This window comes from Gemmatimonadaceae bacterium (genome assembly GCA_036496605.1).
In the GTDB taxonomy this organism is placed as follows: domain Bacteria; phylum Gemmatimonadota; class Gemmatimonadetes; order Gemmatimonadales; family Gemmatimonadaceae; genus AG2.
Genome location: DASXKV010000050.1, coordinates 25,631 through 45,948, shown reverse-complemented (window position 1 = coordinate 45,948; position 20,318 = coordinate 25,631). Strand labels below are relative to the sequence as shown.

Genomic DNA, 20,318 nt, shown 5'->3' with positions numbered 1-20,318 from the left:
CGTCAGGCGCTCCGCTTCGCGGCCTTTCGTGCCTTCTTCTTCACCTTGCCGGGACGCGTCTTGCCGTACGAACCGCGATAGATCTTGCCCTTCCGTGAGCGCTTGTCGCCTCTGCCCATGTCGTCTGCTCCGTGTGTAGGTCGCCCCGCGGCCGGCGCTTGCCTGCCGCGGTCGAAGGCTAACAAGCGCTTGCGGAACGACGCAACTGTGCGTCGTCGATCAGCCGCGCCTTCCAGGCGTCGTGCTCCGCCGCGTCCCAGCGTCAGCCACGGCTCGGTGTCGGACATCAGGCGCGCGCACGCGCGTGCCTCGTCGTCGCGCTCGAGTCGCCTAACGACGACCGGCTCGTCACCGAGATGAAAGCGCTCTTTGTCCACTCGTTGGTTCGCTTTGCGCGTTGTTGGCGGTCGCGAACATCATCCCACCCACGACCGCGGCAATGTACACGATCGTTCCGAGCGCCCAGACGCCGCGGCCAATGCCTTGATCGTGCGCGAGCAATCCGAATCGGCCGAGCAGGTATGCCCAGTCGTGTTCACCGCCGCCGACGAGGGGAAGCTCCTGTGTCCGCGCATCTCGCACGTACACGGAGATGTTCCAAAGGTTCTGCGCGAGCCACCACAGCGGCACGGTGGCCGCGTGGCGATCGCCACGCTTCGCGAAGTACCAGAGGAACGTCGCCGGCACGATCAGCTGGAACAGTGTACCACCCGCGAAGCCGATCACCTCGCCAAGTGGACCAAAGACCAAATGGCCGGTCTCATGAATGGCGAGGTCGAGGCTGTCGAGAAAGCTGCCGGACTCGGGATGCCGCATCAGCGGGATCGCATACAGCGCGAGCACGACCGTGAACCCCAGCCGCGCGTATCCATCAGTTGTTTTTCTTCCCGGCGCACTGAGCGTCGTGTCCGTCATGCGTGCTTGACTGCCCTCGCTGGCGCACCGCAACCGCATTTAGGAAATGCTCTTCTCATCCGTCAGTCGCTCTGGCCCTCGTTACGCAAACTCGGAAAGGGCAGTCATCCTACGACGACGACGTTATGTCTCTTTGAATCTCCTTGTGAGCTTGGTCACGTCAAACGGTCCGTCCACGTCGCGGTGCCCGTTTGCGCTCGCGGTGAATGCTGAGAAAGTGGCAATTCGAGTTGGGCCGCGAACGTCTCTCCGACGCTCGCCGCGCCGCTGGCACACTCTCCGCATTAGGTCCAACCGCAGGTCTCACGAGCGCAGGGTGCGTGGCGGGGACGGCGGTTAGGGGGGAGGGGATGATGATGAGCACTATCGTGCAACGCGCTCGCCTGCGCGCAGAGCTGGGCAGGCATGTTATCGTAGCAGCGATCCTGGTTGGCGCCGCCGGCATGTCGGCGTGCGCATCAGGTGGTGTCGGCGCACGTGCGCAGCAGTACGACGCGTCTCCGACCAGCGTCGTCATCGAGAACAACAGCTGGGATCGCGTCACCGTGTACATCTCTCGGGGTGATCAGCTCTGGCGCCTCGGTGATGTGGGTGCGCTCACCCGTTCGGAATTCCCGATTCAGCGGCTCGGCTTCATGGCTGATGGGCGAAGCACGTATCTGGTCGCGCATCCGCTCGCCGGACAATCGTTCAAATCCGAACAGTTCATGTTTCCGAGCGGTGGCATCGCGATCTGGACGATCGAGAACCAGTCCGGATTGTCGCACGTCAGCGTCCGCTAATTAGCAGACGCTCATCGAGGCTTCGCGCGCTTGGCCTTCACTCTCGGCTCGGCGCGCATGGCTTCGTGTCGCACCTGGTCCATGATCCGCGCCAGGTCCGACTCCGCTTGCGTGCGCGCCTCGGACGTCCAGTTCTCCTCGCTCGCCGCGGCACGGATCTCCAAGAGCATCTCGTCGATCAGTCGGCGTAAGGCGACACGCTTGCGCCGGTCTTCCGGCGGCGCCGACGCAGCTCCGCCGGCGCTGGCTGCCGCGGTGGACGCTACACGCGGTTTCGACTTCTCGGCCATTCACGCTCTCCCAGGCTCTGGTCTCGACCTTCGTTACTCTCTGCACGCACACAGCCTGCGTGCCGAGCAGCTACTCCGCAAGGAGCCGTAACAACTCGCTCACCGACCACCCTTGAAACGGACAGCCCCTCGGCTTCCACGGCTCATCGGCGTCCGCAAGTTCGGAGACGTGGCCGATACCCGCTTCGTCGAGGTGCCTCGCCAGACCGCCGAGGAACCGGCGCTTTGCTTCCGCACGCACCGCCTTTGCCGCCCACGGACCACCACCCGCTGCGCGCGACCGAACCCACGCGTCGACGAACGGCCCCATGAGCCATGGCCACGCCGGCCCGTTGTGATAGGCCCGATCCCGCGTCGTCACGGCACCGGCGCAAGCAGTCGCGTAGTCCGGCTCACCGCGCGCCAGCGTGCGCAGTCCCATCGGTGTCCAAAGCTCATTCTCCACGACCTCGACTACCTGACGCGCCTGCTCGCCAGCCAGCAACGCGATCCGCAGGCCGCCGACCGCCATGATCTGATTTGGCCGAAGCCGGTCGTCTACCGTCCCGCCGACATGGTCAACGTCGACCACGTCGTACAGACAACCGCGTCTGGGATTCCAGAATCGATCTCTGAAGCTCTCCGACGCTTCGTCTGCGAGATCGCCCCAGCGCTCGTTCCAGCGCGAGCCGATCACCAGGGCATTCACCCAGAGGGCCTGGACCTCCACCGGCTTGCCGATCCGCGGCGTGACCGCCGTGCCATCGACCACGGCATCCATCCACGTGAGCGCCATACCGGGCTCGCCCGCGGCAAGGAGCGCGTCGCCATCCATGTGAATGCCGTAGCGCGTGCCGCGGGTGTATGACTCGAGTATTTCCTGTGACGTGTCCGTGAGGCGTTTGGCGACATTCGGTTCGAGCCACCGCCCGCGGCGAGCGCTGGCATCGAGGAATGCCTGCGCAGCGATCACGAACCACAGCGACGCGTCGACCGAGTTGTAGCGCGCTTCCGCATCGCCAGCGGGAAAGGTGTTCGGCATCATGCCGTCGGACAACGTTGCGCACCATGACAGCAGAATGCGCTCGGCCTCCTCCAGCCGGCTTGTCTCGAGGCACAGCCCGCGCACCGCGATGAACGTGTCCCGGCCCCAGTCGGTGAACCACGGATAGCCGGCAATGATCGTGTCGCGTTCGCCGCGCCTAACGAGGTACTCGTCCGCGGAATGGTGCAAACGCGTCCGAAAGGCACCGATGCGTGCTCGCTCGCTGCTCGCCAGCGCCTGGCTCTCGGCAACCACGTTTCCTGCCGTCTCATAGCCGCCCCACTCCTCGGGGATCGTCATCATGAGAACAGCTTCCGAGCTCTCGTTTCCGCTCAATGACCAACTCAACTCACCTGGCGACGCGAGATCCTCGACATCGTCGAGACCACGGTCGCGCTCGTCCAGATATAAGAAATTGCGAAACCAGAGCGGCTCGTGCCGATACACGGCGTTGGCGCGGAGAAGAATCGGCGGCACGCCGGCATATGGCCGCCAGAGCAAGCTCTCCTTGCCAAGTTGTTCGGGTGAGAATCGGAAATCCGGATTCTGGTGGTGCAGCGCGTGAAAGTCGCGGCCTGACATGAGCGGCCGTGCGCGTAGCCTCAGGCCCGCGCGGGCGTCTCCGCCCGCGACGACGCGCCACCGTAGGATCATTGCGCAGCGTCCCGTGGTCCGTGGCGCGAAGAGCTGCTGAACGATCGTGAGTCCCGCATCGAGCTCGAAGCGCCACGTCGGCCATGGTTCGGCATCGAAGCTTGCCAAACGTGTTGCACCATCGGGGTGGACGACGTCCGGTGCATAGCGATGACTGCTGAGCGCTATAGCGCCGGTCGGTGTGTCGATCCAGACCTCGATGTCGTTCAGGAGCGCGAATCGTCGCTCGTCCCGCGGTGCGGCAGCGATCAGGAACGCATGGTAGCGCCGCGAGCGAATACCGTCGGCGCGGCCCATCGCGTAGCCGCCGAGTCCATCCGCAACCAACCACTCCCGTCGGTCAGCCATTACGCGGAGTCAGTCGACAATGGCCTCCATCTGCTCCGACGGCCGCGATATACTCACCCTCCCTGCGGTCTTCTCGAGGCACCGCGTGATGAGTGCCGTCCATCCCGTCTGATGACTCGCTCCAAGTCCGCGTCCCGTCTCGGGATGGAAGTGCTCGTAAAAAAGCACGAGGTCGCGCCAGCCAGCACTTCGCGCATAACGAGGGTCGCCGCCGTGGCACGGCCGATTGCCGTGCGCGTCCGGCACGAACAATCGCGTGAGCCGCGTTGCCAGCTCGTGGGCCACTGCGCCGAGGGTCATCATGCGCCCCGATCCCGTAGGACATTCGACGGTCAGCGAGTCGCCGTAGAAATGGTGATATCGCTCCAGTGCCTCGATCACGAGATAGTTGATCGGGAACCAGATCGGGCCCCGCCAATTTGAATTGCCGCCAAAGATGTACGTGTCGGACTCGGCGGGCGAGTAGCGCACCGTGTACTCGTCGTCACCGACGCGGAGCGTGAAAGGGTGGTCACGGTGCACGCGCGATAGCGACCGGATGCCGAAGGGCGAGAGAAACTCGTTCTCGTCGAGCACATAGCGCAACACGCGTACGAGCCGGTGTCGCGCCGGCATTGCCAACAGCCGCCGCGAGTGTCGAGAGTCTTCTCGCTCCCGCATGTACGAGATATGCGCGGCGAGGTCGTGGCGATTGTTGAGAAACCACTGCATGCGCTTCTTGAAGCCGGGCAGGCGGTCGATCGTCTCCTGGTCGATGCACTCGCACGCGAACAGCGGTACCAGTCCAACGATCGAGCGAATGCGCATCGGCGTCTTCTGCCCGTCGACGCACAGCTGATCGTAGTAGAAGCCGTCCTCCTCGTCCCAGAGGCCGGTCCCTCCCAGCGAGTTCATGGCGTCGGCGATCGACACGAAATGCTCGAAAAACGTGGTCGCCATGTCCTCGTACGATCGGTCGATCATCGCCAGCTCGAGAGTGATCGACAGCATGATCGAGCAGTAGAACGCCATCCACGCCGTACCGTCCGCCTGCTCGAGATACTGCCCGTTAGGCAGCGGCTTGTTGCGGTCGAAGACGCCGATGTTGTCGAGCCCGAGAAATCCGCCGCTGAAGAGATGGTTTCCGTCGGGGTCCTTGCGGTTGACCCACCACGAGAAGTTGATGAGCAACTTGTGAAAAACACGCTCGAGGAACGTGTGGTCGCGTGCTCCCTTCGGGCCGGTCATCTTGTAGACACGCCAGGCGCTCCACGCATGCACCGGCGGATTCACGTCGGAGAATGCGAATTCGTACGCCGGCAGTTGCCCGTTCGCGTGCATGTACCACTCGCGTAACAGCAGGATCAGTTGCTCCTTCGCGAAGTGATGATCGAGACGGGCAAACGGGATCATCTGGAACGCCAGGTCCCACGCCGCATACCAGGGATATTCCCACTTATCCGGCATCGAGATGATGTCCCGATTGTAGATGTGCTGCCAATCGGCGTTGCGTCCCTGCCAGCGCACGGCCGGTGGCGGCGGCGATGCGGGATCTCCCTCGAGCCACTCGCGAACGACGTAGTTGTAGTACTGTTTGGTCCACAGGAGCCCGGCGTACGCTTGTCGCGCGACGCGCGCCTCCTCTGTCGACGCGCCCGCCGTGAGCCCGCGATAGAACTCGTCGGTTTCGCGTTCGCGGAGCTCGAACGTCGCGTCGAACTCCTCGCCAAATGAGTCTGCGGGAGCCTCTTCGTCCGACGACAGCCGCAGCTCGATCCGCACGCTGCCACCTGCCGGGACGAGCCACTTGTAGAGAAACGCAGCCTTGGTGCCGACGCGACGTGGGTTCACCGCATCGACGTCGCGATTCACGACGTAGCGATGAAACGCGTCCTTCACGTACGGTGTGTGGTTGTCGACGTCCCACAGCCGTTTTCGATTCGTGTCGTTGTCGGTGAAGATCGTTTCCGGCGGCGCGCGGTTCAGGTCGAAGCCATTGCGTGCTGTCTGCAGTCGGAACACGCCAAGGCTCGGGTGCTCGGCGACCAGCGTTCGCGAGCCCTCGGCGAAGATCCGCGGGGCCGGCTCATCGCTTCGGCCCCACGACCAGTAATTCCGGAACCAGAGCGTGGGGAGGACCGCGAGCGGCGCCTCGGCGGGACCGTGATTCGTCGCCGTGATTCGAATCAGAATGTCATTCGGTGAGCCCTTCGCATACTCGGCAAAGACGTCGAAATAGCGATCCTCATCGAAGACGTTCGTGTCGACGAGCTCGTATTCCGGATCGAGACGCGTGCGCCGGCGATTCTCCGCCACGAGATCCTCGTAGGGAAACTCGATCTGCGGGTACTTGTACAAGGCCTTCATGTAGGAGTGCGTCGGAGCGCTATCGAGGTAGTAATAGCATTCCTTCACGTCCTCGCTGTGATTGCCCTCGTGTCCGGTGAGACCGAACAGCCGCTCCTTGAGAATCGGATCACGACCGTTCCAGAGAGCGATGGCGAAGCAGAGTCTGCACTCCCGGTCGGTGATGCCGAGGAGTCCATCTTCTCCCCAGCGATAGACGCGACTGCGCGCCATGTCGTGGGTGAAGGCATCCCAGACCTCGCCGGTGGCCGAGTAGTCTTCGCGCACCGTTCCCCACTGGCGCTCGGAGAGGTATGGTCCCCACCGCTTCCAATTCAGTTCCCGAGTGGCGTCTTCTTTTAGACGTATCGATTCGGCGATCGGCATGGCTCGTATCGATACTGCGTCGGTGCGCTTTTGGGTAGACGTGCCCGGCGCCGAGCGCTGGGCGTTACGCGCGGAGCGTGACGCCCGTAACAGCACGGAACGGCACTGCGGCTGATTGTTGGTGAACGATTGCGCCTCAATGCGCTGCGCTCATGGTCTACGCTTATGCCTCTTGCCGAGTTGAGAGTTTTCGAATGGAAGGGGACAGGTCGCGCCGAACAGATCATTCCGCGGCCGCCGCTCAAAACCGTTCTGGCGGCCGTGCGGGCATTGGACGGCGCTGCTCACAACGACCTGTACCTCTATCCGAAGCCTGGCAGCTCTCACCCGTACTTGTGCGTCGGGGGAGGCGCCGGGCGCTACCTCCTCACCGGCGTGTTGCCCGGCGATCGCTTTCCAACGCTAATCGATCCCTCGCGGCCGCAGTTGCCGAAGCAGCCGCTCCGCGTTGGCGGTCAAGAGGGCCTCTACCCGCGCAACTGGATCCATCCGCTCGACGTCGCGCTACGCGCCGTCGAGGAGTTCTGGGCCACGGGTGAGTTCGGTGGCGTCGGCTTTAGCTGGGGCGAGGTCTGACCGGCCCAGCTGTCGACGCCTAACGATTCACCCCGACGACGGTCTCCTTGCCCTGTGCGAGCCTGATCGAGCCGTCGACGCCAATCAGATACTGGAAGTGCCGCGTGACGACGACCTGAGGCGCCCGCGGATGTCGCACGAGCACATGGAATACATCCGAGTCCTCGGGCTCATCGCGCAATGCGGTGCGATAACGTCCGACTGCCAGTCGTGCTTCATCGCTGCGCGCAGTGACTGCTTCCTCGATCAGACCCTTGTGCATCCGCCTCGTCTCGAGGATGCGCTCGCCATCCGCCGAGACGCGATAACGGACATCGTCGCCGTGTGGCCACACGTTTGCCGCGTCGGCAGCCGGCGTGAGATAGACGAACCAATCATCATTGTCGGCCGGAATCGCCGCCGCGCTGTAGGGCCGAGCGGTCGCGCCGAGCGCCAGCACCGCGTTGTCCATCGCCTTCGCCGCGCGCACGAGAAAATCGGTGTCCGGTCCGGGCTCGGCGAAAGTCTCGAACTCGAACAGCGAGTCCACGCGCGTGCCGTTCACTGCGGCGGGAATGCCGATGTGGCTCACGTAGAACGTGTCGCGGCTCGCGTTCAATCGGCCGAATGCGACAACCCAGCCGCTATCTGCGTGATATGCGACGTATCGTTGGACCTTCCACGGGTCTGTATTCTTCGCGAGCAGTTGCATGCTCGCCGTCCACGACGCGCGTTGATATCCTGCTAACGCGCGCCCGCGCGCGCTGATGGCATCGAGCTCACTTTGTGTCGGCGCTTGGGCCAGAACCACTCCAGGCGCGACGACCAGCACGAGCATGCAGACTCTTCGTGACAGCATACGACCCACGACGGTGAGGGGAATGCGCGGCGCAGAATGCGCCGCGTTCGCACTCCAGAGACGATCCTCACCTATGCCTCGTAAACGCGTTGCGAGTCACGCATCCACGCCGCATTTGCCAACAGCCGCGGGGGCGCGTGCGCAGCGCGCCGTCCTCACGGTAAACTCTGGTACGCGATAGTCGCAATATCGCCTAACGCTTGGCCGGCGACGCGCGTCACGTCCTCTGGATCCAGGCCCACCGACACGTTGTTCACATACAACGCGATCGCGTATCGTTTCCCGCTCGGCGTCGTCAGGTAACCCGCGAGTCCTTTCGCCGACAGCAGCATGCGTCGATTGAGCGCATCGTAACCGCCCAGTGTCCCGGTCTTCGCGAAGACGTGCCCTGCGGCGGGAGACGTTGTCTGGATGTTCCACAACGTGCCGTCCTTGCCCAACACTGGCAGCGCGCGCAGAAAGGCCTCGAAGTTCGGCTGCTTCGACATGTACTCCAGGTAGTGCACCATGAAGCTCGGTGAGAATCGTGCATCCCCACCGGCGCCATCCGTCTGTTGCGCGCCGCCAAGATCCAGGCCTGCACGTTGAAGGAAGTCGTGCTCCAGGTCGAATCCGGTCTTCGTGCTGTCGCCGCGCGCAAGAACCGATTTGACGATGAAGGGCGTCATGCTCGCGTGGAGATTCTGGCTCACCTTGAGCGTGACCTTCACATCCTCGCTGAGCGGAGGAGACACATGCTCGGCGACGAGATTCTCCGCCGTGTAGGCCGCGGGCGTGCCGCGGTACTCACGCTGCGCCGCTGCAGACGCGAGATTCACGGTGATACCCTGCGACCGTAACGCATCGGCGAACGCGACCTCCGCGAAGCGGCTTGGCTCCGGCACCGCGTAGCTGAAGAGGATCGGAGCCTTATCAGCGGGGAAGGTGCCGGAGATCGTGACGGTGTGTGCGCCATCAGGATCTGTCACGTCGGACGACCAGCTGATCGTTGGTCGGGCGCCAGCAGGCCCGGTCGTCGACTTGTTGACAAATTTTACGTACGGCGTCGCCGGACTCACCTGAACCGTGGTCGGCGCGCCGCCTTGTGGACCGGCGCCAATCGTTAGGTCCACCAGATTATCGTTGACGACGATCGGCGAAATCACCACGCCCGTACCCAGCTCGCGCTCGCCCTCCTTGAAAAGCGACACGTCGACGAGCACCCGGCCGCTCACGCGCCTGATTCCCTTTGCCGCGACCTGCGACGCGAGCTCACGTATGACTGCCAGCGGATCACCCGGTACGGCGCGCGTATCGGGGCTCGCGTCGTACGCGTGATCGACGTTCTCGAACGCGAGCTGATCGCCGGGTTGGATGCGCCCCGAGAGATTCGGGTCGCCGCTGCCGACGAGCACGAGATCGCCCTCCACTGTGCTGCCGTTCATTCGTCCCGCTCGATACACGCGCGTGTGAAAACGATGGTCGGCGCCGAGGAGCTGAAGCGCCGTTCCCTCGGTGAGGAGCTTCGTGGTCGATGCGGAGACGAAGAGCTTGTCCGCGTTCTGCGACCACATCATGCGCCCGTCACCAAGGGAATACAGCGCGATGCCGAACATCGCGTGCTTGAACTCTGGCCGATCCATCACCTGCTGGATGCGCGACGCAAGCACGCCGGTCGAGTCGGCACTCTGCTTGACTGGAGATGTGCGTTGCCCGCGAGCGGTCGCGGCGAACACGCAGAGGAGAACCAGTGGGACCGATCCTGGTCGCGCTATCTGTGACATGATTGTGGTCGTAGTCGATTGTGTGAGTACGTTCTCGATTCGCTCTTCAACGCGTTTGCTACGGGACCAGCACGATCTTGCCCGTCGTCTTCCTGCTCGAGAGTGCGCGATGCGCGTCCGCGGCGCGGACGAGGGGAAACTCCGCACCGATGCGAACCCTGAGCGAGCCATCCTTCACCCAGCCCAGCAGCTCGTTCGACCGTTGCACGAGCTCGTCGCGCGTCGCGACGTAATCGTTCAGCGTCGGCCGTGTGAGAAAGAGGGAACCCTTGCGGTTGAGTATTTGTGGATCGAAAGCGGGCACGGTTCCGCTCGACTGACCGAAGAGCGCCATCATGCCGCGGCGCCGCAACGCGTTGAGCGAGCCCTCGAACGTCGTACGGCCCACGGAATCGTAGACGACCGCGACGCCCGCGTCGCCGGTGACGCGTTTCACTTCCGTGACGAAGTCCCGCGTCGAGTAGTTGATCGTTTCATCCGCGCCAGCCTCTCGGGCCAGGTCGAGCTTTTCCTGCGTCGACGCCGTTCCGATCACAAAGGCGCCCCGCTTCTTCGCGATCTGACAGAGCAGGAGACCGACGCCGCCGGCTGCTGCGTGCACCAGACAACTATCGCCGTGCTTGAGGGGAAACGTCGACGACGTGAGATAATGCGCCGTGAGCCCTTGGAGAAAGACGGCCGCCGCCACCTTGGTACTCACGCCATCGGGGATCTTCACGACGCGATCCGCGGCGACCAACGCACGCGAGGAGTATGAGCCACGCATCGCCTGGGACACCACGCGATCGCCGACCCGAAAGTCGGTGACGCCGCTGCCTAACGCGCGAACCGTGCCCGCTGCTTCGCTGCCGGGCGTGAAGGGCCGCTGCATCGTGTACAACCCTTCGCGCTGATAGATCTCGATGAAGTTGACGCCGATCGCCTCGATGTTGACGACCAGCTCGCCCGGTCCCGGCACGGGATCCGGCAACTCCTCGATGCGGAGCACGTCCGGCCCACCGGTCTTGTGTACGCTGATGGAGTTCATGCTCGTCGTTCGTGGTTGGTCGCCTGCGATTGGTAGCTACAACGTCGGGGCCCGATTCGGTAGCGATCCGAATCACCAATCAGCAACCACCAACGACCAATCACCGCACCAGCCCCTTCGCTATCGTCTGCAGCTGCATGTTCGACGTCCCTTCGTAGATCGTCCCGATCTTGGCGTCACGGTAGAACTTCTCCACCGGATAGTCCTTCGTGTAGCCATAGCCGCCGTGCAGCTCGAGCGCGAGCGAGGTGACGCGTTCCGCGACCTGCGACGAGATGAGCTTCGCCATCGCACCCTCCATCGCGATGTCCTGCCCCGCGTCCTTGAGGCGCGCTGCATTGTACACGAGCAGCCGCGCGCCTTCGAGCTCCGCGCGTGCCTGCGCAAGCTGGAATTGAACCGCCTGGAAATCGGCGATCGCCTTGCCGAACTGGCGGCGCTCCTTCACGTAGTCGAGCGCGGCACGCAGTGCGCCCTGGGCAACGCCGATCATCTGCGCTCCGATACCCACACGACCGCCATTCAACGTGTCGATCGCGATCTTGTAGCCCTGTCCCACTGGCCCGAGCACGTTTTCGTTAGGCACGGCCACACCGTCGAGGATCAGCTCCGTCGTGCTCGATGCCCGAATACCGAGCTTGTCCTCCTTCTTGCCGACGCCGAACCCGGGAAAGCCACGCTCGACGACGAACGCCGTGATTCCCTTGTATCCGACGGCAGGATTCGCGTTGGCGAAGACCACGTAGATCTCTGCTTCCGCGCCATTCGTGATCCAGAGCTTTCTCCCGGTGAGGATCCAGTCGCCGCCCTGCTGCTCGGCGCGCGACTGCATCCCGAACGCATCCGACCCCGACGCAGGCTCCGATAGCGCATACGCGCCAACTTTCTCAGTCGCGAGCTGCGGAAGATAGGTGGACTTGATATAGTCGCTGCCGTACATGCGAATGGGATAGTTCACCAGAGTGTTCTGTACGTCCATGAGGATGGCGGCCGCCGGATCGATCTTGCTGATCTCTTCGACCGCGAGTGCCACCATCATCAAGGATCCATCGGAGCCGCCGAACCCTTCCGCGACCTCGACGCCCATCAAGCCCATCTCGAAGAACTTTCGGATGAGTGGCGGATCGATCTTGCCGTCGCGCTCCATTTGCTGCACGCGCGGACGTACTTCTTCTTCCGCGAAGCCGGCAACGGCATCGCGGAACATCGTCTCCTCGTCTGAAAGCATGGTCAACGGAGATCGCAGCGCCGACGTGTCGATTGTCATAGTGATCGCTCGTGTTTCGAGCGGGGCGTTCACACCCCGCGATTGCTGTACTCTATCCAGCAGCCAAACGAGCGGCGAGGGGCCGCTTGGGCGACCACCGTCGACCGGTCGTTCTGTCCGCCATCGCAACGTGCGTCAATGCGTCGCAAAACGCGGCTTCCACAGCGCGACGGCGCAGACGCATGATCCACCGATAAGCTCCAGCGAGGCAAGTCGTTAGGCACCGCCCACCGCCTCGTGTGAGTACCCGTCGCGCGCGGTCTCGATGTTGCCCTGTGTCGTGGTGCGGCGCGTCACTGCGTCGCGCCCTCCAGCTCGCGCCGGAGGCCCGAACGACTCCCGTCCTCCCTCCCGACGGGTCAAGCGCGGGATCAAGAGCCGGCGTGAATCGCGGTACCCATGAGACCCCTCGCACTCGGCACCCTCGTGCTGCTCACCGCAGCAACGAGCGCTTCGGCACAATTGGCGTACGTCACTCAGGCGCCGCCGCGCGTCGACGTCATTCCGAGCGATGCGTGGCTCTGTCGCCAGATCGCGACGAACCTCGACGAGAGCACGCTGCTCGGAACCGCCATCCTCGGCCGCCTCGAGAATGCATCGCCGACCGAGTGGAGCGAGCCGATTCGGTTCACCCATTCGGACAATCGACTTGGCGAAGCGATTGCCGCATTCGCCATCGACGGTACCGGCGGCGTGATCTATGTCAGCGACACGCTCGATGGCAGCACGCTGCTGCACGAGGGGACGCACGCCATGATGCTCCGCCTAACGCCGGAGGACGCACGCCGCGAGATGACACGCGTCCTCGCCGCCGACAGCGCGGGCCAGATCGATCCCGACATCGTCGACCTTGCGCGCCGTTCCTTCACGCTGAGCTTCACCGCGAGCGCCAACCCCGATCTCTGGTCGCTCGTACCGATGGTGCTCACGACGGCGGCGTTCAGCGACCGCTCACATGCTGGGACCCTCGCGCGCCTCGTTCACGCGTCCGATAGCGCCGCTGTGCGGCTCGAGGGGAATGTCAGCAAGGGGTGGGGCAGGGCGACGATCGCCGACGCATACGACGTGGCGGCGAGCAGCCATTGGCGATACGCCGGTTTTGCGAGGCCCGCGTCGTGGACCTGGCAGGACGAACGAACCTTCCGCCTCATCGGCGAGGCCGTCGCCTACGAGCGCGCCCGCCATTGCGCGCTTGGCAGTTAGGATCGCGCGCTCGCCCCTTCGACGCTGACGCTTTCGCGAGCCGCCGCTCGCGCGCAGCACGCGTCACCGCACGTGCCGACCTGCCCATCGGGATTCCAACAGTGCGTGCAGTCAGCCTCGGACACGATGTCGACGCCGGCACGCTCGGCGATCACTTCGGCGAGCTTCGCGTGGACTCCGAAGGCGGGCGACACGCGCACTCGTAATCCTGGATGCTTGCGCGTCGCTTCGGCAGCGATTCGGGGAATGTCGCGCGTTGAGTGCTTTCCGGGTGACAGCATGTACGGGAATACGACCAAGTCCGTCGCACCCGCTTCGACGCAGGCATCGACGCCTTGTGGAATCAGCGGCTCCGCGAGCTCCATGTGCGCTGCGCGCACGATGACGTCTGGCCCAACCATCGACTGCAGCATGTTGGCGACGCAGTCGAGCATCTGGTTGGCCTCGGCTTTGACCGAGCCGTGATCGATGAGGAGAATGGCACGCATTTCAGTCAATTGTACTCTAAGGACTGTACGCCGGGAACGGCGAAGGAGGCGCCGCCGTCAGTCCATCGAAAACCTGCAGAGCCAGCTCCACCTTCCCGAACGGTGCCGATACCTGTACACCCTGAACGACGCCCCGTACGCGCTCGAGCATCTCGCGCGCGATCGCGATTCCCTCCATCGTCGCATGCTCCTTCGATTTCTCGCTTGCTCGGCGCATCCGCGCGATCACGCCCTCCGGCACGGACACGCCCGGCACCTCGTTCGCGAGAAACTCTGCGTTCCGAAGTGAGACCAGCGGCCAGATTCCCGCGATGACGGGGATGCGCACGTGCGACACGGCGCTCAGGAACTTCTCCAGCTGCGCGGCGTCAAACACCGGCTGGGTGATCGCGAACTCCGCCCCCGCGTCGACTTTCCACTCGAAGCGGCGGATCTCGTGCGGCGCGTCGAGCGCCGCTGGATTGACGCCGACGCCGATCACGAACCGTGTCGGCTGGCCGATCGCGTTGCCGCCCGGATCGAGGCCGCGGTTGAGATTACGCACGAGGTTCGTTAGGCCGATCGAATCGATATCGAACACTGCCGTCGCATCCGGATACGGGCCCATCTTCGGCGGATCGCCGGTGATGATGAGCAGATTGCGGAGTCCGATCGCGGCGGCGCCTAACAAGTCGCTGAGCATGCCGAGAAGATTGCGGTCGCGGCAGGCGTAGTGAGTCACTGTCTCGATGCCGACCTGTTGTTCGATCAGCACGCTCGTCAGGAGCGCACCCATGCGACTCTGCGCACGCGGCCCGTCCGGTACATTGACCGCATCGACGCCCGCCACTTTCAGCTTGTGGACGTCAGCGATCATTCGGCTCGCATCGACGCCACGCGGCGGCACGATCTCGACCGAGGTCACGAACTCGTGTGCTGCGATGCGTGACGCGAACCGGGAGCGGTCGGCGAATGCGGTAGAGTGCAGAGGGTGGAGGGCAGAGGGTTGCGCGTTCTGCGTTCGTTCGGCTCTCTGCTGTGCGCTCTGTACCCTCTGCCCTCCACCTTCTGCACCCAGCCTTGGGTTCAGGGGCCGTATCCCCTCACAGATCGCTTTGATGTGCTCCGGCGTCGTCCCGCAACAGCCGCCGAGCACTTTGGCGCCGGCATGGATGAGATGCCGCGCATACGTCGCCATGTACTCCGGGCTTGCCATGTACATGCTGCGGCCGCCGACATCCCGCGGCATTCCAGCGTTAGGCTGCGCGCTGAGCTTCCGTCGCGTCACCGGCGCCATTCGTTCGATGCACTCGAGAATGATTTGCGGACCGACAGAGCAGTTCAGCCCGATCACGTCTGCTCCCCACTGATCGAGCGTTCGCGCGACGTCCTCGGCGGTCGCGCCGTACGACGTGTGATGATCGGCGCCGATCGTCATCTGTGCCACGATCGGGATCGCCGGGTCGACCTCGCGCGCCGCGCGGATTGCTTCCTTGATCTCGTGAAGGTCGCTGAACGTTTCCAGAATGAAGAGATCGGCGCCCCCCTCCTTCAGCGCGGCGAGCTGCTCGCGGAACACGGAGCGTGCCTCGTCTTCGCTGGTCGGACCGTACGGCTCGAGGCGCACGCCGAGTGGGCCAACTGCACCCGCGACGAGCACCGGATGACCCGCCTCGTCGGCGACGACTCGCGCGATTGCGGCCGCGCCGCGATTGATCGCGTGTACCTGCGCTTCCAGGCCGTACTGCGCAAGTTTCACGCGATTTGCCCCGAAGCTGTTCGTCTCCAGCACCTCGGCGCCTGCCTTCACATACTGGCGATGAATCTCGGCGACGAGATCCGGTGAGCGAACGCTCAACTCGTCGTAACACTGATTGATGAAGACGCCCTTTTGATACAGCATCGTCCCCATCGCGCCGTCGAAGAGCACGATGCGCTCCGGATCAACCAATCGATCGAGCAACGAACGCTGGGTCATTTGCTCGAGAGGGTGGAGAGCTCGCGCCGCTCGGAGCCCTCGCCGGCCACGGCGCGGACCGCGTAGTACTTCGCCTCGGGATGGTGCACGATGATGGCGGCCGTGCTCTGCTCCGGAACGAATTGAAACGCGCTCGTCAGCTCTATGCCAAGCTCCTCGGCGGCAGGGAGAAGTTTGAAGACTGTCGCGTGGTCATCGAGATCGGGACAGGCGCCGTAACCCCACGAGTATCGCTTGCCCCGGCCACCAGGAATTGCCAGCTCACGGCGTAATCGCCGATGGAGCCATTCGGCGAGCGCCTCCGCCGTCTCGACGGCGAGGCCGTGGACGTAAAATGCCTCGGCGTATTCTCCAGCCGCTTGAAGCGCGTGGAATCTGCGACTCGCTTCGTCGCCGACCGTCACGACCTGCAGTCCGACGACATCCACGTCCGACGAGTCAGTCGATCGAAAGTAGTCGGCGATGCACAAACGCTCACGCCCCTCCTGACGCGGGAAATGGAAGCGGGCGATCTCGCGCGTCGCGCCGTCGCGCGCATACGAGGCGGCATCGTAAATCAGGAGGTCGTTCCCTCGCGACTGCGCCGGGAAAAGCCCGTACACCGCCTCTGGCTCGAGCCATCCCTCCCTCTTCGCTTCAGCCGTTAGGCGCGACAGCACCGGCTCGAACTCGTTCCGTACGGTCGCTTCATACTGCGCACCGGAGCCGCGGGCTCCCCACTGCAGCCGATACAGCTCGTCGAGATCGAGCAGCGCGAAGACCTCGTCGAGTGGGATGTCCCCCTGGCGAAGTGTCCGAACGCCCAGGAAGGGAGCCTTCGGTACAGGGTGATCCTGGGAGACGTTGCTCCGCGCTCCCCCCTGGTCGCCGGCTGCGACGTCCTTGCCAACCGTCGTCCGCAGGAAGACGTCGTTCCGAGCGTCGTCGAGAAGTTTCGTGACAAACGCGGCGCGGCGCGCTGCGTCGTCGTTTTGAAGAACGTCCATCGTCTCGAGCCCCTCGAACGCATCCTTGCAGTAGAAGACGCCTGGACTGTACGCCCGCTCCCCGTCGACGAACAACGCACGCCGTCCGAAGCGTCGATTGATCGCCGCGCCGCCGATCAGTACTGGGATATCGAGTCCGCGCTTGTCGAGCTCCTGAACGCAAAGCGGCATCTGCTTCGACGTCGAGACGAGCAGAGCCGACAACCCAATCGCATCCGCGTCGACCTCGATCGCCTTCTCGATGATCGTATTCACGGGCACCTGCTTGCCCAGGTCGTACACGGTGTAGCCGTTGTTCGAGAGGATCGTGTTCACCAGCGACTTGCCGATGTCGTGAACGTCGCCATACACCGTCGCGAGTACGACTCTGCCCTTCGTATAGCCTTCTGCTTTTTCGAGAAATTGCTCGAGATGCTTAACCGCTCGCTTCATGACCTCCGCACTCTGGAGCACGAACGGCAGAATCAGCTCCCCAGCGCCGAACTTGTCGCCGACTTCCTTCATCGCCGGCAACAGAACATCGTTGAGCACACGCACGGGGTTCGCGCGTACGCCCGCGGCATCGAGTGCCTCCTCGATTCCGTCCTTCTTACGATGCACCACCATATAGTGCACACGCTGCTCCGGTGACATGTCGGAAGTCGGATCTTCGACTACCGCCGCTGTCCCGAGCCCCTGGCCGATGGTCCCCAGCCCCTCGATCAGCCGTTGCAACGCGTCGAGACGCCGGTTGAAGATCAGATCGTCCGCGAGCGCGCGCTCGCTCGCCTCGATCTCGGCGTACGGCTTCACATGCGCGGGGTTGACGATCGCCATGTCGAGCCCGGCCTCGACGCAATGATGCAGGAACACCGAATTGACGACGGCTCGTGCCTCGGGCGCCAGCCCAAAGCTCACATTCGAGACGCCTAACGAAGTAAAAACCCCCGGCAGCTCCCGCTTGATCAGCCGAATTCCTTCGATCGTCTCGACTGCGGAATTCGCCATCTCGGGATCGCCCGTCGCGAGCGTGAAGGTCAGATCGTCATAAATCAGGTCCTCCGCCTGCATGCCGTATTCGCCGACAACGATGTCGTAGATCTTCTGCGCGACCTCCAGCTTTCGGTCGCGCGTTTTCGCCATGCCGATGTCGTCGATGGTGAGTGCGACCAGTGCCGCGCCATGTTTCTTGGCGAGCGGCACCACCGCATCGATGCGCTGACGGCCATTCTCCATGTTGATCGAGTTGATAATGGCGCGTCCGGGAATGTGCTCGAGCGCGCCCTCGATCACATTCGCCTCGGTGGAATCGACCATGATCGGCGTCTCGACGCTCATCGAGAGGAGTTTCACGACCTTGGCCATCTGCTCGGCCTCGTCCGCGCGCTCCGTGAGTGCCACGCAAACGTCGAGCACGTGAGCTCCCGAGTCCACCTGCTCGCGCGCGACGTCGACGATCCCCTCGTAGTCGTCGGCCAGGAGCAAACGCTTAACCTTCCTCGAGCCCTGCGAGTTAACTCGTTCTCCGATCAAGAGCGGCGGCGGATCCTGGCGCAGGTCGGTGGCGCGCATGGCGCTGCTTACGCGGGCAGAGTGTAGGGGGCTGTGGGCGGAGGGTGAAGACGTCGCTCTCGGACCCAATGCCCGCTGTCCTCCACCCTCTGCCGAGCGCACCCGCTCGACGATTGCGTGCAAGTGTTCAGGTCGAGTCCCGCAACAGCCGCCTATAACGCGGACGCCGAACTTCTCGACGAACTCTCCGAGCATCTCTGCCATTGGTCCCGGTTCGAGCGGATAGACTGCGTCACCCGTCCCCGTATTCAACGGAAGTCCCGCGTTCGGAATGCACGATATCGGCCGCAACGCGTGAGTCGTTAGGAACCTGATCGGCTCCCGCATGTGCTCCGGCCCGGTGGAGCAATTCAGCCCGATCACGTCTACTGGAAGCGACTCGAGCGTCGTTAGGGCACTGGCGATATCGGTGCCCAGCAGCATCCGGCCACTCGTGTCGAGCGTCACCTGCGCCTGTACCGGCACGCGGCGGCCGAGCTCCACGAACAAACGCTCGAATCCCGCGAGCGCTGCTTTGACCTCGAGAATGTCCTGCGCCGTCTCGACGAGCAGAACGTCCACGCCACCTTCGACGAGATACTTCGCTTGGGCGTAGTAGGTGTCCGCGAGTTGCGCGAAGGTGATGTTCGAGAGCACGGGATCACTGCTCGATGGCAGCATCCCGGTCGGGCCAATCGAGCCAGCCACGAATCGCGGGCGCTCCGGAGTGCCGAACTTCACGCACGCAGCACGCGCGATGCGCGCCGCTGCGACATTCAGGTCACGCGTCTTGTGCTCGATTCCCCACTCACGCAACCGGTGAGGCGTCGACTGGAAGGTGCAAGTCTCCACGACGTCGCACCCGACCTCCAAGAATGACTCGTGGATGCTCTGGATGATGTCTGGCCGCGTAAGGACCAGATGATCGTTGCACCCTTCCAACGACCTCCCGCCAAAGTCTTCCGTGGTCGGATGGTGCAATTGTATGTTCGTTCCCATCGCACCGTCGAAGATGAGAACTCGCTCGCTCAATGCTTTGAGATATGGATGCAGCTTGGTGTCGGACATGAGACGGAAAGAAAAAGGCCCAAACGCTGTGCGCCGGGCAGGCGCTTTAGCGATTCTTTAACGTGGCCGCAAGTTGCCGTTAAATCGCCACGAGTTCAGTTGTAGCAGCTCTTTCAATATTGTAGGCCGTCGTTGTGCAGGCAATCCCCGCGCCAATGCGGGTTAGGGTGCCGTGCGCTCCGGCGGAGTGTTTCTCCGCCGCCCCGTCGCACGCACGCGCTCGGCGACATGCTGCACCAACGCGACGAGCCGCTGTCGCTCGAGCGGAAGCGTGATGTTCGCGAGCACCGCGCGCTGTAGTGTCGGCGACAGCACGGGCGGTTGACCCATGCCTGTTACGTTGTAGAGAACCAGCGCGCCACCGGCAGCAAGCGGAATTCCAAGAGCGTCCGCATACGACGCCGCCGCCAGGTTCGATTCGACCACGGCGATCAACGGCGCGCGCGTCGTCGCCAGATCGCGTGCGTCTCGCAATTCATGCGTCGCCATCGTCGCATAGCCAAGGGCGCCGAGCGACTGCGATAGCCCCTCGAGCAGCGCGCCGTCCGATCCAACGAGCAGCAGACAGATTGGTTCGGCATTCATCGGCGACGAGTCTATCACGTCTCCCGGCTCGTGACTAGTCGCTGTACATCCTCGACGCTGACATTAGCGACCTCGACCACTTTGCTTCGTGCGTGTTGGCCGCTAACGATCTGCACGTTTCGTCGAGGCACGCCGAGCGCGGCCGCGATGAGCTCAACGAGTGCGTCGTTAGCCGCTCCATCAACGGGAGGCGCCGCGAGTCGCACTTTGAGCGCGTCGCCGTGCAGGCCGCTGATCTCGCTACGTGAAGCGCGCGGTTGAACGTGAACTGCGAATCGCACGGCGCCGTCGCATCGATCGGTTCG

17 protein-coding genes and 1 riboswitch are annotated in these 20,318 nt (G+C 63.6%); of the genes, 3 read left to right on the top strand and 14 right to left on the bottom strand.

Features of this window, described 5'->3' with window-relative positions; genetic code table 11:
- Positions 1 to 2: 2 nt before the first annotated feature.
- Together VGH98_18775 and VGH98_18770 are read right to left on the bottom strand one after the other, a co-directional pair.
- A complete protein-coding gene (locus VGH98_18775) occupies positions 3 to 377 on the bottom strand; it encodes a 30S ribosomal protein THX (protein HEY2378026.1) in 375 nt (124 codons plus the stop codon).
- Entirely contained in the window at positions 349 to 915 is a 567-nt protein-coding gene (locus VGH98_18770) for a hypothetical protein (GenBank protein ID HEY2378025.1), read from the bottom strand. The genes VGH98_18775 and VGH98_18770 overlap by 29 nt, the downstream gene beginning before the upstream one ends.
- A gap of 368 nt (positions 916 to 1,283) precedes the next feature.
- Here VGH98_18770 and VGH98_18765 point away from each other — a divergent pair, with 368 nt between their 5' ends.
- Positions 1,284 to 1,697 carry a hypothetical protein gene (locus VGH98_18765; GenBank protein ID HEY2378024.1) on the top strand — a complete coding sequence of 138 codons (414 nt, stop codon included), beginning with the start codon at positions 1,284 to 1,286 and terminating at the stop codon, positions 1,695 to 1,697.
- An 11-nt stretch (positions 1,698 to 1,708) separates the two neighbouring features.
- Here VGH98_18765 and VGH98_18760 read toward each other — a convergent pair whose 3' ends face one another.
- From VGH98_18760 to VGH98_18750, 3 genes are all read right to left on the bottom strand, one after another.
- On the bottom strand, positions 1,709 to 1,987 hold the full coding sequence (locus VGH98_18760) for a hypothetical protein (protein ID HEY2378023.1): 279 nt from the start codon (positions 1,985 to 1,987) through the stop codon (positions 1,709 to 1,711).
- Between the two features lie 70 nt (positions 1,988 to 2,057).
- Complete coding sequence (locus VGH98_18755) at positions 2,058 to 4,013, bottom strand: amylo-alpha-1,6-glucosidase (GenBank protein ID HEY2378022.1); 1,956 nt, start codon at positions 4,011 to 4,013, stop codon at positions 2,058 to 2,060.
- Between the two features lie 9 nt (positions 4,014 to 4,022).
- Positions 4,023 to 6,725 carry a hypothetical protein gene (locus VGH98_18750; GenBank protein HEY2378021.1) on the bottom strand — a complete coding sequence of 901 codons (2,703 nt, stop codon included), beginning with the start codon at positions 6,723 to 6,725 and terminating at the stop codon, positions 4,023 to 4,025.
- Between the two features lie 180 nt (positions 6,726 to 6,905).
- Between VGH98_18750 and VGH98_18745 the strand changes: the two genes are divergently transcribed.
- A complete protein-coding gene (locus tag VGH98_18745; GenBank protein ID HEY2378020.1) occupies positions 6,906 to 7,301 on the top strand; it encodes a hypothetical protein in 396 nt (131 codons plus the stop codon).
- A gap of 19 nt (positions 7,302 to 7,320) precedes the next feature.
- Here the strand turns inward: VGH98_18745 and VGH98_18740 are convergent, their stop codons facing one another.
- The 4 genes from VGH98_18740 to VGH98_18725 all read right to left on the bottom strand — a co-directional run bounded on the left by VGH98_18740 (position 7,321) and on the right by VGH98_18725 (position 12,196).
- Complete coding sequence (locus tag VGH98_18740) at positions 7,321 to 8,139, bottom strand: hypothetical protein (protein HEY2378019.1); 819 nt, start codon at positions 8,137 to 8,139, stop codon at positions 7,321 to 7,323.
- A gap of 155 nt (positions 8,140 to 8,294) precedes the next feature.
- Positions 8,295 to 9,902 carry a D-alanyl-D-alanine carboxypeptidase/D-alanyl-D-alanine-endopeptidase gene (dacB, locus tag VGH98_18735; protein HEY2378018.1) on the bottom strand — a complete coding sequence of 536 codons (1,608 nt, stop codon included), beginning with the start codon at positions 9,900 to 9,902 and terminating at the stop codon, positions 8,295 to 8,297.
- A 58-nt stretch (positions 9,903 to 9,960) separates the two neighbouring features.
- Positions 9,961 to 10,929: a quinone oxidoreductase gene (locus VGH98_18730; protein ID HEY2378017.1), complete on the bottom strand. Its 969-nt coding sequence runs from the start codon at positions 10,927 to 10,929 to the stop codon at positions 9,961 to 9,963.
- A gap of 100 nt (positions 10,930 to 11,029) precedes the next feature.
- Complete coding sequence (locus VGH98_18725) at positions 11,030 to 12,196, bottom strand: acyl-CoA dehydrogenase family protein (protein ID HEY2378016.1); 1,167 nt, start codon at positions 12,194 to 12,196, stop codon at positions 11,030 to 11,032.
- A 399-nt stretch (positions 12,197 to 12,595) separates the two neighbouring features.
- Here VGH98_18725 and VGH98_18720 point away from each other — a divergent pair, with 399 nt between their 5' ends.
- Entirely contained in the window at positions 12,596 to 13,399 is an 804-nt protein-coding gene (locus VGH98_18720; GenBank protein HEY2378015.1) for a hypothetical protein, read from the top strand.
- Here VGH98_18720 and VGH98_18715 read toward each other — a convergent pair.
- From VGH98_18715 to VGH98_18695, 5 genes are all read right to left on the bottom strand, one after another.
- Positions 13,396 to 13,887: a CbiX/SirB N-terminal domain-containing protein gene (locus tag VGH98_18715; GenBank protein HEY2378014.1), complete on the bottom strand. Its 492-nt coding sequence runs from the start codon at positions 13,885 to 13,887 to the stop codon at positions 13,396 to 13,398. The genes VGH98_18720 and VGH98_18715 overlap by 4 nt on opposite strands.
- A 16-nt stretch (positions 13,888 to 13,903) precedes the next feature.
- Positions 13,904 to 15,844 (bottom strand): bifunctional homocysteine S-methyltransferase/methylenetetrahydrofolate reductase, encoded by a 1,941-nt coding sequence (locus tag VGH98_18710; protein HEY2378013.1) that lies wholly within the window; start codon positions 15,842 to 15,844, stop codon positions 13,904 to 13,906.
- Positions 15,841 to 19,428 (bottom strand): methionine synthase, encoded by a 3,588-nt coding sequence (gene metH / locus VGH98_18705; GenBank protein ID HEY2378012.1) that lies wholly within the window; start codon positions 19,426 to 19,428, stop codon positions 15,841 to 15,843. The genes VGH98_18710 and metH overlap by 4 nt, the downstream gene beginning before the upstream one ends.
- A 26-nt stretch (positions 19,429 to 19,454) precedes the next feature.
- Positions 19,455 to 19,529, bottom strand: a riboswitch (SAM riboswitch).
- Between the two features lie 61 nt (positions 19,530 to 19,590).
- Positions 19,591 to 20,031 (bottom strand): hypothetical protein, encoded by a 441-nt coding sequence (locus VGH98_18700; protein ID HEY2378011.1) that lies wholly within the window; start codon positions 20,029 to 20,031, stop codon positions 19,591 to 19,593.
- Positions 20,028 to 20,294 (bottom strand): DUF167 domain-containing protein, encoded by a 267-nt coding sequence (locus VGH98_18695; protein ID HEY2378010.1) that lies wholly within the window; start codon positions 20,292 to 20,294, stop codon positions 20,028 to 20,030. Before VGH98_18695 ends, VGH98_18700 begins: the two co-directional genes overlap by 4 nt.
- Between the last annotated feature and the right edge of the window lie 24 nt (positions 20,295 to 20,318).